11 protein-coding genes are annotated in these 13,584 nt (G+C 54.8%); 8 read left to right on the top strand and 3 right to left on the bottom strand.

From position 1 onward, the window contains the following. The first annotated feature begins 277 nt into the window (after nucleotides 1–277). Nucleotides 278–2,257 (top strand): arginine--tRNA ligase, encoded by a 1,980-nt coding sequence (gene argS / locus SH421x_RS16355; RefSeq protein ID WP_488850500.1) that lies wholly within the window; start codon nucleotides 278–280, stop codon nucleotides 2,255–2,257. 5 nt (nucleotides 2,258–2,262) lie between these two features. Further along, nucleotides 2,263–3,168, top strand: a complete 906-nt coding sequence (locus SH421x_RS16360) for a DNA-methyltransferase (RefSeq protein WP_488850502.1) — start codon at nucleotides 2,263–2,265, stop codon at nucleotides 3,166–3,168. 37 nt (nucleotides 3,169–3,205) lie between these two features. On the opposite strand, the gene SH421x_RS16365 is transcribed toward SH421x_RS16360, so the two are convergent. Beyond that, nucleotides 3,206–3,604, bottom strand: coding sequence for a hypothetical protein (locus SH421x_RS16365; RefSeq protein ID WP_488850504.1), 399 nt, complete (start codon nucleotides 3,602–3,604; stop codon nucleotides 3,206–3,208). 382 nt (nucleotides 3,605–3,986) lie between these two features. Between SH421x_RS16365 and SH421x_RS16370 the strand changes: the two genes are divergently transcribed. Further along, nucleotides 3,987–4,889 (top strand): hypothetical protein, encoded by a 903-nt coding sequence (locus tag SH421x_RS16370; RefSeq protein WP_488850506.1) that lies wholly within the window; start codon nucleotides 3,987–3,989, stop codon nucleotides 4,887–4,889. Between the two features lie 18 nt (nucleotides 4,890–4,907). On the opposite strand, the gene SH421x_RS16375 is transcribed toward SH421x_RS16370, so the two are convergent. Next, nucleotides 4,908–5,861 carry a c-type cytochrome domain-containing protein gene (locus SH421x_RS16375; protein WP_488850508.1) on the bottom strand — a complete coding sequence of 318 codons (954 nt, stop codon included), beginning with the start codon at nucleotides 5,859–5,861 and terminating at the stop codon, nucleotides 4,908–4,910. A gap of 403 nt (nucleotides 5,862–6,264) precedes the next feature. Here SH421x_RS16375 and SH421x_RS16380 point away from each other — a divergent pair, with 403 nt between their 5' ends. The 5 genes from SH421x_RS16380 to SH421x_RS16400 all read left to right on the top strand — a co-directional run bounded on the left by SH421x_RS16380 (nucleotide 6,265) and on the right by SH421x_RS16400 (nucleotide 11,904). Then, a complete protein-coding gene (locus SH421x_RS16380) occupies nucleotides 6,265–7,620 on the top strand; it encodes an arylsulfatase B (RefSeq protein ID WP_488850510.1) in 1,356 nt (451 codons plus the stop codon). A 285-nt stretch (nucleotides 7,621–7,905) separates the two neighbouring features. Next, nucleotides 7,906–9,159 carry a serine hydroxymethyltransferase gene (gene glyA, locus SH421x_RS16385; RefSeq protein WP_488850512.1) on the top strand — a complete coding sequence of 418 codons (1,254 nt, stop codon included), beginning with the start codon at nucleotides 7,906–7,908 and terminating at the stop codon, nucleotides 9,157–9,159. Between the two features lie 527 nt (nucleotides 9,160–9,686). After that, nucleotides 9,687–10,601 (top strand): DUF1559 family PulG-like putative transporter, encoded by a 915-nt coding sequence (locus SH421x_RS16390; protein ID WP_488850514.1) that lies wholly within the window; start codon nucleotides 9,687–9,689, stop codon nucleotides 10,599–10,601. Nucleotides 10,602–10,663: 62 nt separating this feature from the next. Further along, nucleotides 10,664–11,077 (top strand): hypothetical protein, encoded by a 414-nt coding sequence (locus tag SH421x_RS16395; RefSeq protein ID WP_488850516.1) that lies wholly within the window; start codon nucleotides 10,664–10,666, stop codon nucleotides 11,075–11,077. 407 nt (nucleotides 11,078–11,484) lie between these two features. Continuing rightward, nucleotides 11,485–11,904 carry a DoxX family protein gene (locus tag SH421x_RS16400; protein ID WP_488850518.1) on the top strand — a complete coding sequence of 140 codons (420 nt, stop codon included), beginning with the start codon at nucleotides 11,485–11,487 and terminating at the stop codon, nucleotides 11,902–11,904. Between the two features lie 214 nt (nucleotides 11,905–12,118). On the opposite strand, the gene SH421x_RS16405 is transcribed toward SH421x_RS16400, so the two are convergent. Further along, the gene (locus SH421x_RS16405; protein ID WP_488850520.1) at nucleotides 12,119–13,123 is read right to left on the bottom strand and encodes a hypothetical protein; all 1,005 of its coding nucleotides are present in this window, start codon (nucleotides 13,121–13,123) and stop codon (nucleotides 12,119–12,121) included. Nucleotides 13,124–13,584 lie beyond the last annotated feature (461 nt).

The following is a 13,584-nucleotide window of genomic DNA, read 5'->3' on the forward strand; positions in this document are numbered from 1 at the left end:
GTCTTGAGTTTCTCTACTGATCAGCCCAGCGCCCAGGGGCTTTAGGCAGAATGGAACACAAGGTAAGAAAGAAATACCTTAGCAAAGGTCAAGTTAGCGTCTAACGAATGAGAAGCGATTATTAGCACGCTGTCTTTTGCGTCTGCCTGCTTCTTTCTTACCGTCGGCTCCACCGTGGGATCTGTGTTCTATTTTTCTCCTCCCTTGTAAAAAGGGGCCAATCATTTGAAAATGGCGGTTTGCGCCTCTGTTTTTTGGCCCTAACTCCTTACGCCGCATGAACATTCTGCAAGCCCTGCGAGGCCGATTTGACGCTGTTTTGACGACGATGTTGGCCGACAGCGTCGACGATACGGCGCCGCTGCTCGCAATGATTCGTCCGACGTCGGACCCCAAATTTGGCGATTATCAGGCCAACTGCGCCATGCCGCTCAAGAAAATGTTGGGCAAAGAGAACGCTCGTGAGATCGCCGCCGAGATTGTCGAGAAAATCGACTTGTCAGACATCTGCGAACCGCTGGAGATCGCCGGGCCCGGCTTTATCAATATCACGCTGAAAGCTGCGTGGATCGAACAGCAACTGGCAGCCGCCGTCACAGACGAGCGCATCGGTGTACCGCTGGTCGCCGAGCCGAAGAAATACGTGCTCGATTTTTCATCCCCCAACGTCGCTAAGCCGATGCATGTGGGCCATATCCGCTCGACCGTGATCGGCGACTCCTTGGCCCATACGCTCCGCTTTTTGGGGCATGAAGTGATCACTGACAATCACCTGGGAGACTGGGGAACGCAGTTCGGCATGATCATCTATGGCTTCAAGAATTTCCGCGACAATCAGGCCTATGCCGAAAGTCCCGTCGCCGAACTATCGCGGCTGTATCGCTACGTGCGGAAGATCATCGATTTTGTCGATGGTCAGAAGGCGTTGCCTGGCCGTAAAGGGAAGCTGCTGGAGATGGCGGCCGAAATTGAAGAGCGCAAAGCGACGCCGCCAAGCGGCGACAAAGCGGCCGATAAGAAGTTAAGCAAAGAGCTCGAGAAACTAGAGCGCCAGGCCAACGAAGCGAGCCAAGAACTCTCGAAAGATCAGACCAAACTAGCCGAACTTGCCGCCGATTCCGAGTTCGCCAAGCTGGCGGCCGCCCATGCCGACATTAGCAGCGCCGTGCTGCACGAGACGGCCAAACTGCACGCCGGCGACGAAGAAAACTTGGCCCTCTGGCACGAGTTTTTGCCGAAGTGCCGCGAAGATATCCAGCGGATCTATCAGCGACTGAATGTCACCTTCGACTATGAGCTGGGCGAAAGCTTTTATCACGATCAGTTGGCGACAGTCGCCAATGACTTTATCGAAAAAGGTTTCGCTACCGAATCAGAAGGAGCGCTCTGCGTTTTCTTGGATGGCTTCAAAGCGCCGATGATCATTCGCAAGAAGGATGGCGCGTTCCTGTATGCGACGACTGACCTGGCGACGATCGAATATCGGATGCGCGAGTGGAAGCCGGACGCGATTTTGTATGTGGTCGACTTCCGTCAGGGTGACCATTTTGAAAAGCTGTTCGCCGCCGCCAAGAAATGGGGCTACACCGAAGTCGAGCTGAAGCATGTCAGCTTTGGTACGGTGATGGGCGAAGATGGCAAGCCGTACAAAACCCGCTCCGGCGATACGATCGGCCTGGAGGGTTTGTTAGACGAAGCGGTTTCTCGCGCCGACAAAATTGTCCGCGGTAACGACGACGCCGGCCGCCTGACCGACGCTCAATACAGCGACGTGGCGCAGCGGGTCGGTATCGGTGGTTTGAAATATGGCGACTTGTCAAACAATCGTGAGACCGACTATGTCTTTAGTTATGACAAGATGCTGGCCTACAACGGCAATACGGCGACTTACATGCAGTACGCCTATGCTCGGGTGCAAAGCATTTTCCAGCGCGGCGAGGTTGATCTGGCCAAATTACGCGGCAGCGGCGCGAAAATCCTTGTAAACCAGCCGGCCGAACGAGCGCTAGCGATGAAAGTCCTGCGGTTCTCCGAAGCGCTGGATGATATGGTCGCCGACTATCGCCCTAACCAGCTGACCAATTATCTGTTTGAAGATCTCGCGAAAGCTTACTCGACCTTTTTTGAGCAGTGCCCTGTGTTGAAGGCCGAAAGCGAAGAGCTAAGGCAAAGCCGATTGCTCCTTTGCGATTTGACCGCTCGGGTGATACAACAGGGTCTCGCTTTGCTGGGAATCTCGACCGTCGACAAAATGTGAGCCGTATGCCGCGAAAGGACGCGCCGAAACGAGAGAAACTTTCTCAGCCGCCGCTAGACTCGGTCTATTGCGGCGACGCGACGAGGGTGATGTCCAATTGGCCTGCCGAGTTTATCGATGTGGTTGTCACCAGCCCTCCTTACTTTCAGCAGCGCGAATATAGTGGTGACAATCAAATCGGCCTCGAGAAAACTCCGGCCGAGTATATCGAGCGACTAGTCACTCTGTTCGCTCAGGTGCAGCGCACGCTTAAGCCGACTGGTTCGATCTGGGTGGTGCTGGGGGACAAGTATGTCAACGGTGAGCTGCTTGGCATGCCGTGGCGGTTTGCCCTAGCGATGAAAGACGCCGGCTGGATCTTGCGGAGCGATGTGATTTGGCAAAAGCCGAACGCGATGCCGTCGAGCGTCAAGACGCGTCCCACGACCGATCACGAGTACGTCTTCTTCTTTAGCAAGAGTAAAGAGTACCACTACAACGCCGACGCAATCCGCGAGCCGCATGTCACCTTCAGCGAAAACAGCCGTATGAAGGGAGGTCGCCGTCATTTCCATCAGCGCGGCAGCACCCCCGAGGCCGGCAAGAACGGCGGCTCGTCCAACTTGCATGACGCCCGGTGGGATCAGGCGTTCCATCCGCAAGGGCGTAACAAACGAACCGTCTGGTCGATCTCCCTCTCCAAATTCCGCGAAGCCCACTTCGCCGTCTTCCCCGAGAAGCTAGTCGAAACCTGTTTGCTGGCGACCTGCCCAGAAGGAGGCGTCGCCCTCGATCCCTTTATGGGGAGCGGCACGGTCGGCCTAGTCGCGCGGAAGTTGCAACGACATTATCTGGGGGTCGATCAATCTGCTGAGTACTGCGAGATGGCGCGGCGACGATTGGCGAAGGATGTGGAGCGGGAGTTGTTTTAGTCGCTGCGCGTTGTGCGATCTTACGTCCGACTAAGGCTCACTCTTCTTTACCGTAAAATCGGTTTACTATGCGTTCAGCCTCCGAGCGATCCAGAACCTTCGGTTCTAGAATGTCCCACACCGAGTCGGGACTCGCCGTCATGCAAGCCATGATGCAGCCGTAGAAGTCCCGTCGTCGATCGGCGGATGAATCATCAGCTGCAAAATGCAAATAGACATTCGCGGCGTGCAGCCAGATTGCAATCTGTTGGGCGGGGTTCGTGTCGCGTCGAAAGCCATCTTCCCACTGCTCGAGAGTCAAAGGGTATTGTTCGCCAAACGCGGTTTGTATTTGGCGCAAATAGTTACGAACTCCCTCATTGAAAGGTTCGTGTTGGATGGGGCTCTGTTGCACCTGATCCGACGCAATCCAAACCGGGCCATCGATTCCCTGCATCTGTACTTCGACTGCCCCTGGTCTCAATTCTCTACGTGGCATTCGAACGGCTATGCCTACTTCGAAGTCGTAGAATATTACGGAATCAGGAGAGGGCGACTTCCGAAACAGACCGTTGACCGAGTCCCGGATTCTCACGAACAACTTCCTCGTTTGACCAACTGACGTTTGTGACGACACCCTTCGACACAAGCATATTACGGAACCAATACGTCTCGAGCAATGAAAGTGTCGACCGATTACCGTCAGTGTTGCGAATCAAATGAGCGAGCGAAAGCTTTTGACATCGGGCCGCTCTTGATCTATTGTGCACAACATCAGATCGCAACATTGGCTTGGTTTTCCCCGGCTATCAGCCGGCGGACTGACAAAGAAGGTTGGAATGAGAACGCCCAAATTTGGATATGTGGTTACGGCATTCCTGCTGTTGTCTGCAACGCCGGTTGAGGCCGACGAGCTCTATCCTGTGACGGCGCCTCCGGCCGAACTGAAGGCCGATCCCTTCTACGGCAAATATGTCGATGCCGGCGGTTACCCGATTTTGGCTTCGGCTTCAGTCAGTGACTACGCGTTAAAAGAGGCGGCGTTTTTGATTGAGCAGATGTTAGGGCAGCGACCTGATATCAAGCAGGCGATGGTCAGCAGCGGCTCGCGGATGTTGATCATTGGATACAACCAGTACACGACCGATCTGCCAGAGTTCGCTCATTTTCAGCCGAAAGATTTTTGGGACGCCCGAGCTCGCGGAACCGGCGGTTCACAGGACGATCCCTATTGCACTTGCGGCGAAGAGAATCTGCTCGGATATCCCGGCGATCCCTATGTCGCCGAGTGCATTTTGATCCATGAGTTCGCGCACAACATCCACTTGCGTGGGATGGTTCGAATTGATCCCACGTTTGACGATCGGCTGAAAGCCGCCTATCAGCGCGCGATGGACGCGAAGTTGTGGGAAGGAAAATACGCGTCAGTCAATCACTGCGAGTATTTCGCGGAAGGAGTCCAGTCGTGGTTCAACAACAATCGCCCACCGGATCACGATCACAATCATGTAGATACGCGGCAAGAGCTGCGCGAGTATGACCCTGATCTGGCGAAGCTGTGTGCAGAGGTCTTTGGTGCTACCGAAATTGTCTACACCAAACCAGTGACGCGTCTGCAGGCTCACATGGCCGGTTATGAACCTAGCCAGGCGCCAACGTTTGCGTGGCCAGAACGGCTGAATCAGGCTCAAGCCGAGATCCGCCGCGCAGCGTTAGAACGAAGCGCGAAAAAGAAAGAGTAGTTCCGGAGCGGTGGATGACTACTCTTCTGCTTTAACGACCGGGATCATCGGTTCGTTTTTGGGGTGCGTCTCGATCGGCCCTTCGTCGGCGAGAAATAACCGCTCGAATTCGATGGCGTAGTGTCCTTCGCCGTAAGTGAGTTCACCTCCCTGAAAGCCCACCAGCGAAGCGCCAATTGCCAGTAAACAGCAACCGGCAAACCAAACGAGCTTCAAGCGGAAGCTCTCTTTTTTGATCGCGAAATAGGCGACCGGAACGATCAGCAGCGAGAGCACGGCAACGCCGATTCCCAACCAACTGTGCCGAGCAATTCCACTCGTAAAGAAGTCGAACGAGAAGGGATGAGGGTAGCCTTGGTCGGTCGCGTAAGCCCAACCCATTATGCAAGCCGGAATCGCGGTCAAAGCGCCAACCCACAGACAATGGAACGCCGCAGACTCTAACGACTTGCCTGTGAAAAACGAGATCGCCAGAAAGGCCATCGAAATCGACAGCAAAGCGATCGGAAAGTGCGTCGACGCTGGATGGAACAAACCTTGAAACAGCCAAATTTTGGTCGTCATGCTCAGCGGAGCGGTGGGCTCTGCCGGGTCGGTTACCAAAGCATCACTCACCCACTTGTAATTGGCCCCTTCCTCAATCCACAGCTTTATGATCGCCAATTCGCCAGCCGGCAAGCCTGCCGGGTGCTCGGCCGATTCTGGCGGCATCTTGGTGTCGGGATCTTCTGTAATCAGATAATCGGTCCATAGCGAACTCGCCTCTAGATCGCCGGGCTCGACGTAGTAGCTGATCGTGTCAGCGTCATCCACCCGAAAGTCGCTCTTCGCTTTGTCGGGACCATGACATTCGAGACAGCGGGACTCTAAAATCGGTTGGACGTCCCGACCAAATTCCACAATCGTCTGGGCGCAAGCGGCGGCCGAAATGACTTGGCTAAGCAAAACGCCAAGCAGTATTCGAAGGTGCATATCGCTTCCTAGAAATCAAATGGCTAACGCAACGTCCAAGGTGGGGGGGAAATCATTGCTGCGTCGGTGGGAAAGCAAGTCCTACCATAGCCAATCTTGATGCGAATTGAAACAGGATTTGCGAGCGGCGGCAGTTAAATTTCATTACGGGCGCAGAACCAGCCATAGTTGGATTGAGTCTGAGTGATTACTGGAATGTCAATTTAGGTAGACCTGACGAGGAAATATCGAATGGCGCAGGGCGAATGTCGGATTCATCAAACAGCCGCTGCGCGTGTAAACGATCTCTGGGCGCCGACTATATTCGACATTTGTGCTTCGTCATTCTTCATTTTGGCGGTTGCTTTGAAGTAAACTACAGCCTTTCCATCCAACTCTTCTCTTCTGCCCTGTGTTGGTTGTCATGCTTGCCGTTCGCCGACTGTTTGCCGCCGCGTTGTTATGCATGACTTGTGCCGTTAATGCCATTGCAGCCGACGCCTTGCGTCCTAACATCGTCTTTCTGTTGGCCGACGATCTTGGCGGCGCCGATGTTGGTTGGCGCGGCAGTCCGATCAAGACGCCGCAGTTGGATGCGTTGGCGGACTCTGGCGCCAAGCTACAGCAATTTTATGTTCAGTCGGTTTGCTCGCCAACACGGGCGGCGCTGCTGACCGGGCGTTATCCAATGCGGTACGGATTGCAGGTCGGCGTCGTCCGCCCGTGGGCCGACTATGGTATGCCGCTGGAAGAACGGACCTTGGCCGAGGCGCTGCGCGAGGCCGGGTACGAAACGGCAATCGTAGGCAAATGGCATCTGGGGCACATTTCGCCCGCGTATCTGCCGACTGCGCGCGGCTTCGATCATCAGTACGGACACTATAACGGGGCGCTCGATTACTTCACCCATGATCGCGACGGGGGACACGATTGGCACAAAGACGACCAGGTCAATCACGACGAAGGGTACGCTACGCATCTCATCGCCCAAGAAGCGATCCGCGTGATTCAAACGCGTGATAAGCAGAAGCCCCTCTTTTTGTATGTGCCGTTCAATGCAGTCCACTCGCCGCTGCAAGTTCCTGAAAGTTACAGTGCCCCATACAGCGAGATGAAAAAACGGCGTCAAGCCTACGCCGGCATGATCGCAGCATTGGACGAAGCGATCGGACAAATCGTCGCCGAGATCAAGCAGCAAGGGATGTTCGATAACACGCTCTTCGTCTTTAGCAGCGACAATGGCGGACCAGAGCCCGGCAAGCTGACCGATAACGGACCACTCCGCGGCGGCAAGCATACGCTCTACGAAGGAGGCGTCCGCGTCTGTGCATTCGCATCATGGCAAGGAAAGATCTCCCCTGGCTCCGTAGTGGAAGCCCCCCTGCACATCGTCGATTGGTATCCGACGCTGGTTGACTTGGCCGGCGGTTCCTTGCAGCAAGCCAAGCCGCTGGATGGCCGCAACATCTGGCCGACAATCACGGCCGGCCAACCTTCACCTCATGACGTGATCGTTTGCAACATCACCCCCACCGAAGGCGCGATCCGCGTCGGCGATTGGAAACTGGTCATCCACAACATCGGCAAACCCAAAGAAAAGGTCGAGCTGTTCAATTTGAGCAGTGACCTAGCCGAGCAAACCAACCTGGCGACCTCCAACGTAAAGCAGCTGAAACAACTGCGCACCAAGTTTGACCAACTTGCGTCCGAAGCCGCCCCTGCCAAAAATGCGGGGCCGCAGCCAAAAGACTACAAAACGCCGAAGGTTTGGGGTGAATAAGTGCGAGTAAATGTCTAATTACTAATCACGAATGCCTAATGACGAAGGGTGATCGTGGAAGTTGCAGAGCAATTTCCTCTTCTTCCCTAGACATTAGTTCTTAGGCATTAGACATTCCCAAAACTGTCTCCCTCCACTTTCGCACCGTCTGTCCCGCTCAACCCGCCGGCCGGGCGATTGACGCATCGGGCTTGCCCCCCGACAATGATGGATTCTTCGGCCTCCCGCTAGGACGCTTAGGCCGGTCGCGACAATTCTGCTTCGCCCCGCTAATTTCGGAACGCCATGAATTTCATTAAGCAAAATGACCCGTCGGTTTGGGAAGCGATCGCTAACGAGCAGCGCCGTCAGGCGGACGGGCTCGAGCTGATCGCGTCAGAAAACTACACCAGCGCCGCCATCCAGCAAGCCGCCGGCTCGGTTCTGACCAACAAATACGCCGAAGGCTATCCCGGCCGACGCTACTATGGCGGCTGCGAATATGTTGACGTTGTCGAGCAAATCGCGATCGACCGCGCGAAAGAGTTGTTTGGCGCCGAGCATGCCAATGTGCAGCCGCACGCCGGATCGCAAGCCAACTTTGCCGTCTATCTAACCGCGGTAAATCCCGGCGATACGATCCTGGGACTGGACCTGGCGCACGGCGGTCACCTGACGCACGGCATGAAGCTGAACGTCTCCGGGCAACTTTACAACTTTGTCAGCTACGGCGTTGATCGCGAGACGCAACGTCTCGACTTCGATCAGATCTTCAAGTTGGCTCGTGAGCACAAGCCCAAACTGATCGTGGCCGGCGCCAGCGCTTACCCGCGTGAAATCCCGCACGAGAAGTTCGCCGAGATCGCCGCCGAAGTAGGCGCCAAGTTATTTGTCGACATGGCCCACTACGCGGGTCTGGTCGCCGGCGGCATGCACAACAGCCCAGTGCCGCATGCCGACTTTGTTACCACGACAACTCACAAAACGCTCCGCGGCCCGCGCAGCGGTTTGATCCTGTGCAAAGAAGAACATGCGAAGCTGATCAATCGCAATGTCTTCCCGGGCACGCAAGGGGGCCCGCTGATGCACGTTGTCGCCGCCAAAGCGATTTGTTTTGGCGAAGCGCTGCAACCGTCGTTCAAAGATTACGCCAAGCAGGTGGTCGCCAACGCCAAGACGTTAGCCGACACGCTGATGTCAGGCGGAGTTCGCCTGATGACCGGCGGGACTGACAACCATTTGATGCTGATGGATGTCACGTCCGTCGGCACGACCGGCGCGATCGCCGAAGGAGTGCTGGATCATTGCGGCATCACGGTCAACAAAAACATGATCCCGTTCGACGAACGAAAACCAATGGACCCCAGCGGTATCCGCGTCGGATCGCCGGCGCTGACGACTCGCGGCATGAAAGAAGCCGAGATGAAACAAGTCGGCGGCTGGATCCTGCAAGCCCTGAAAGCCCCCGAAGATCAAAAAACCCACGCCGCGATCCGAGCCGAAGTGCTGGAATTGTGTAAAAACTTTGCGGTTCCGGCGGCGCCGGTCGAGATGAGCTAATTGCTTACTTGCGAGAGTTAGAGACCAAGCGAAAGAGCCCCTTGCAGGGGCTCTTTTTTTGTTGAATGCAATTGTTTGGGGGTAAAGATGCCCAGGTCAAAAGAAAAGCCTTTGATCAGTACGATCCGTCGGCACAACAATATCTCGCCAGATTAATTGGTCATTCGGAGGGTCGGTTTTTCTAAATTTACGACAATAAAATCCGATTTTACTCTTTACTACAGCGAGCATCGAACGCATCCAGGACGCCAAATCTGTCCCCTTGGATCTGACCGCCACCAGAAACCAGCAGAATAATTGGCCATGATCCGCCGATATCACGGATTAGGACTCTGCATTCCGGCTGTACGTAGCGGTCAAAGTTTATCGTAGGCAGCTGCACGTTCCCCAGCGGAAATTATTTGATATCGATACCGCCAATCATTTGTTATTATCTTTTCGGTGAAAAAGTTTCGATGGAGCGGCCACGCTTCTTATCGCAGATTCATTCTCTCATCTTTTCTTTCTTTTTATTGGAGAGCGACGTCATGAAGTCGTTCGTATACAGACGTCCGGGGTTCACCCTTGTTGAGTTGCTAGTGGTGATCGCAATCATCGGCGTATTGATCGCATTGCTGTTACCGGCGGTGCAGCAAGCTCGTGAGGCGGCTCGCAAGATGCAATGCAGCAATAACCTGAAGCAGATTGGTTTGTCGCTGCACAACTACCATGATACCTACGGCAACTTTCCGCCTGGCTACTACATGGGGATCAATCAGTCGGGTACGGCTGAAAACTTGAAACGCTACTGTTGGTTCCAATCGTTATTGCCCTTTGTTGAGCAAACTGCCCTGTTTGATTCGATTCAAACCGACATCCGCGCGGGCAGGTTGCCATGGGAGTTTACGCAGCGCAGGACGATCGTCAACGGCTTCATGTGCCCGTCCGATCCAGCGAATCCCAAGATCAGTCCAACCCGGGGATTTCTGGGCAACTATGTCGTAGCGCATGGGTCTGGAAGCTTGAAAAACGGCGATAACGATCGCAAAGCCGATGGCATGTTCTTTGTCGAATCCCGAATTCGGATCGCTGACGTCGTCGATGGAACCAGCAATGTAGCGATGGTAGGCGAGATCATTTTGGTTCCGGATGACGTCGATCGTCGGGGCGCGTATTACATGACCGGCTGGAACAATGCGAATGTCACGTTGGCGCTGCGCGATACGCCCAACAGTTCCGCCCCGGATACGGCCAATTCAGCGACCGTTGTGGATTACCCGCCGCGTGCTCCCGCCGTAAATTCGACCGAATGGTGTCGTATGGGAGCTCGTAGTTATCATCCCGGCGGCGTGTTAATTGGTCGGGCCGATGCCTCGATCGGGTTTGTTTCGGAGACGATTGATCTGACGACCTGGAACCGTTTCGGCTCGCGCGGCGATGGTGAAGTTTTGGGAGAAATCTAAGGAAGCGGTCGCCGTTGGTTCCTCGACAAAAAATTATCGTCCAGCTGGGAGTTGAAACGTCTATGTTGTGGGGTATCTCTCGAATTGCAGTTGCGTTTGGTATGGCGTTACTAGCAACCGGCTGTCAGCCACAAAGCGAACTGTCCACCTATCCCGTTTCCGGGACCGTGACTTATCAAGGCGAACCGCTGGAAAAAGGTCGGATCAGCTTCATTCCCGATACGACCGAGATCGGGACTGGTCCAACGTGCGCATGTGAAATTGTCGCCGGCAAATTTAACGGCACGTCGACCGCCGGCGTGAAGAAGATTGAGATTTATGGATCTTGGAAAACCGGACGGATGATGCAAATGGATGACGGCAGCGGCGAAGTTCCGCAGGTCGCTTCGATCCCTGACAAATACAACGAGAAGAGTACGCTGGAAGCGGAAGTCAAAGCGGCTGCGAATGAGGAATTGAACTTCGATCTGCAATAGCTCGAACCGGATTCGCTGCTGCTCAGTGTTCCGTCATGCCGCTATTTTTGGGCAGCATGCGCTTGCAGAGCCTTCGACGAACGAGCATGACTTCAATGCGGTTGGACAAAATCGATTGCCGGTAAGCAGCCCGATAGTCGCAATACCAGCCCGCGGCGCAAGCCAAGGGAAAGCGTGTCGCAGCGTCGCACCAGCAACTACTGATTCGCGGCTTCTAAAGCGCGCTTAGGCTCTTTTCGGTGTCGCCAACCGCATTCCCTCGAAAGCGCGCCTCGGGCTACTATTCTCTGTTTTTCATGTGCGACCAAAGACTTTGGATTCGCTCGATTGCCGCACGCTCCCTGTGCTCGCTATACTGCTGATTCTCGGTTGAAGTACACCTCACCAACTCCCATAAAGCGATCCAGATGATCCAGTCCGAAATCACCACCAACAAACCCAACATGGTCGCTGTTTGGATCGGACGTGTGATTACCGTCCTGGCCGGGCTAGCGTTTCTGGCGGCCGGCGTGATGAAGTTGTCGATGGCGCTCGGCGGTGAGATGGATCCCGAAGCGGTCAAGCAAATGCAGGAAGCCGGCTTTCCCGTCGCCAAGCTACTGCCGCTGGGAATCTTGCTAACGACATGTGCGGTCCTCTATCTGATTCCGCCGACCGCGATCTTGGGGGCAATCCTGCTGACCGGCTACATGGGCGGAGCGATCTGCGTTCACTGGCTGAAGGGTGAAGACATGACGATGCAGATTCTGCTGCCGATCTTGGCCTGGTTGGGTATCTATTTGCGTGACCAGCGGTTGTGGAAGATGATTCCGTTTCGACTTGGCTAAGGACCATTGACGGGCGTCGGCTCGATCTCGGTCGGCTCAGAACTCGGATCGGGCCAGCGGCTCTGGAAACAATTGACTTCGACCGGACCGATGCGACTGAACTTCACTTCTAAGCTGATACTGCCGGTGGGTATGGCTTGGGGCTCGTCGACGTTTTCCGGGGCGGCTTCGATCGGCTCATTTAGAATTCATCTGCGCTGCCGATCGCATTTCCTCAAATGACGTTCCATCGCAACCATTCGGCGCGCGAGGTGACCGGTTTCGCGCCGATGCGACACTTCTGGTTGCGATATTGCTGGCGACCTAGTTCGCGTGAAAGCATCGGCAACTCGTAGGCGGTTGTTGGGCAGTCGGCCGGCCAGCAGTTGCGAATCATTCGCTCCAACTCGTCATCCAGATCCAACTCGGAAGCCGCAACGATTTGAATTCGCGGCCAGGAGTTGAAGTCCGGGCTGATCGCTACGAGCGTTTCTTCTTCTTCCGCTTCGGCGGGATGCGAACCACAGATGACAATCGCTTCCGGAACTGTTTCGGCTCCGGGCCGCCCCTTGGGAGAGCGAACTAAGGTCAGTCTGTTCCAGTGGTCCGGCGGCGAATCTATTTTCAATTCGCTCAGTTTTTGCAAGAATTGCTCGACATCATCGGAAAAGTAAAACGCGAAAGCGATGCGTTGCGCTGGCGACTGCTGGTAGAGCTGCGCCAGCAAAGCCATTTTTTGCTCATCATCTTCACAAAAGACGATGGTCGCACGGCGATCGGGAACGGTTGAGAGTAACCTCAGAATTCGCTCAGCATTGTACGCGCTGGATTCTCGGGATGCTTGCTGTTTTATCGGGAGATGCTGCTCGATCCACGGACGGATCTTTCCCCCGAAAAATCGGCGATCGAGTTCTGTTAGGGCCATGAGGATCAGATAGATGCAAAACAGCCCGCTGGCCATATGTAGAACCAACTGTAGCGCGATCCAGCCAAAGGGTAGCGGATCGCCGTTGGAGACGATTGGGGTGTTGCGGGCCCGCACAATCGTGAGGTTTTGCCGGGCAATTTCGTCTACCGAATAGATGCCGTGCAAGGCCAGCCAGTCGGCGACAGGCGTCACAAGCCAATGGCCTGCGATTAATGCCAACAATCCTACAACCATGATGATCATTAGCAACGCAGAGCCAATCACCATGTCGCCGAAGGTTTCCGGTTTGTCAAAATCGGATTTTACGGCCATCGAAAAATAAGAGTAAAACCGTTGAAGGGAATTTTTTGTCCACGGCTACGAAGGCGGCATTAAATTCGATCAGAGCCACAAATGCTAAACCTATCAAACTTTACGTCGATTGCAATTTTTTGCCAGCAGCGCGAACCCGTCCCTGGTTGGGTTGTCTTGTTTATTGCCGCTGTGAGAATTTCACTTGCAGAACTCGAAAGAGTGGCGCAAAGTTGAAGTATCGGGTTGCGTTGACGCGACGCAATTTACTAGAGCCCAGATCGATGTCGTCTAACTGGCTTAATCGGCAAAGACTGGGGTGTCTTTAGTGGAAAGGAGGTGGTTCAGTGGAATCTGTCTGTATTAGCCGAAGAGGTGGAGACGCCTAACGGCTGCCGGCGGGTTGCCGGTAGGCGCCCCACTGCCACATTAGATTCTCTTTTTTGATCTGATTTGGTTTCAATCGGGACGTGCGACGAGCT

It is taken from the genome of Blastopirellula sp. SH421, assembly GCF_057808535.1.

Coding starts and splice junctions, on each gene's coding strand:
- argS (WP_488850500.1), top strand. CDS start 278: ATGAACATTCTGCAAGCCCTGCGAGGCCGATTTGACGCTGTTTTGACG.
- SH421x_RS16360 (WP_488850502.1), top strand. CDS start 2,263: ATGCCGCGAAAGGACGCGCCGAAACGAGAGAAACTTTCTCAGCCGCCG.
- SH421x_RS16365 (WP_488850504.1), bottom strand. CDS start 3,604: ATGCAGGGAATCGATGGCCCGGTTTGGATTGCGTCGGATCAGGTGCAA.
- SH421x_RS16370 (WP_488850506.1), top strand. CDS start 3,987: ATGAGAACGCCCAAATTTGGATATGTGGTTACGGCATTCCTGCTGTTG.
- SH421x_RS16375 (WP_488850508.1), bottom strand. CDS start 5,861: ATGCACCTTCGAATACTGCTTGGCGTTTTGCTTAGCCAAGTCATTTCG.
- SH421x_RS16380 (WP_488850510.1), top strand. CDS start 6,265: ATGCTTGCCGTTCGCCGACTGTTTGCCGCCGCGTTGTTATGCATGACT.
- glyA (WP_488850512.1), top strand. CDS start 7,906: ATGAATTTCATTAAGCAAAATGACCCGTCGGTTTGGGAAGCGATCGCT.
- SH421x_RS16390 (WP_488850514.1), top strand. CDS start 9,687: ATGAAGTCGTTCGTATACAGACGTCCGGGGTTCACCCTTGTTGAGTTG.
- SH421x_RS16395 (WP_488850516.1), top strand. CDS start 10,664: ATGTTGTGGGGTATCTCTCGAATTGCAGTTGCGTTTGGTATGGCGTTA.
- SH421x_RS16400 (WP_488850518.1), top strand. CDS start 11,485: ATGATCCAGTCCGAAATCACCACCAACAAACCCAACATGGTCGCTGTT.
- SH421x_RS16405 (WP_488850520.1), bottom strand. CDS start 13,123: ATGGCCGTAAAATCCGATTTTGACAAACCGGAAACCTTCGGCGACATG.